Annotated in this window: 1 protein-coding gene and 1 pseudogene; both read left to right on the top strand. The window is 63.0% G+C overall.

Annotated features, from left to right (window positions below; translation table 11 throughout):
- A partial coding sequence (locus AC1DJT_RS36810; protein ID WP_476836075.1) for an amino acid ABC transporter permease occupies positions 1-945 on the top strand: 945 nt, incomplete at its 5' end.
- 41 nt (positions 946-986) lie between these two features.
- Positions 987-1,142, top strand: a pseudogene (locus tag AC1DJT_RS36815) (amino acid ABC transporter ATP-binding protein); the annotation flags it as partial.

Raw genomic sequence — 1,142 nt, forward strand, 5'->3', positions numbered from 1 at the left:
TGCTGTTTGCTGTTGCCGATCAGTGCCTATGTCCTGCTGCTCGGCGGTCCCGGTGCGCTCAATTTATTGCGCTACCTGATCATCGCCACGGTCGCGCTGGCGGCGGTGTACATGGTGTTGTCCTTCGTGCCTTCGCTGGCGCGCTTCCACACCGGAGCCGGACAGCTCGCAGTCGAACATGAGCTGCCGCCCTGGAAGCGTTTCTATCGGCCCAAGCGCCTGATCCTGATGGCTCTTGTCGCCTTTGGCCTGATCGCCATTCTGGACCAGAGCGTCGGCCTGCCTCGGGTCGATACCGGCCTCTGGGGCGGGATGACGGTGACCTTCCTGATCGCGGCGGTCGGCATCGTCTTTTCGCTGCCGCTCGGTGTCGTGCTGGCGCTCGGACGGCGCTCCCGCCTGCCGATCATCCAGCTGCTCTCGGTGATCTTCATCGAGTTCGTGCGCGGCGTGCCGTTGATCACGGTGCTGTTCATGGCCAACACGATGCTGCCGCTCTTCGTGCCGCAGGAATGGTCGCCCGACCGCTTGCTGCGCCCGCTGGTCGGTGTTGCCCTCTTTGCGGCGGCCTATATGGCCGAAGTCATTCGCGGCGGCCTGCAGGCCATCCCGAAGGGCCAGTACGAAGGGGCGATGTCGCTCGGCCTCGGCTACTGGAACATGATGCGCCTGATCATCCTGCCGCAGGCGTTGCGCATCGTGATTCCAGGCATCGTCAACACCTTCATCGGGCTGTTCAAGGATACGACGCTGGTCACCATCGTCGGCATCTTCGACTTCCTGCGGACCATCGAGGCGACCCTGGTCGATCCGACCTGGGCGACGCCGACGACACGCGCGACGGGCTATGCTTTCGCCGCGATTTTCTATTTCCTGTGCTGCTGGGGCATGTCGCGCTATTCGATCTCGGTCGAACGCCGTCTTGCTGCCGGCCAAAGACGTTGAGGGAGACCAAGAACATGGCAATGGCAGAGAGCAACATCTCGATGCGTCCGGCGGCGCTGAAGCAGACCTCCCTGAACACGGATACGGCCGTGGAGATGATCGGGGTCAACAAGTGGTATGGCGAGTTCCATGTGCTGCGCGACATCAACCTGAAGGTGGCGCGCGGCGAGAAGCTGGTGATCTGCGGCCCCTCAGGC

Source organism: Allobosea sp. 05T422_2, assembly GCF_056396265.1.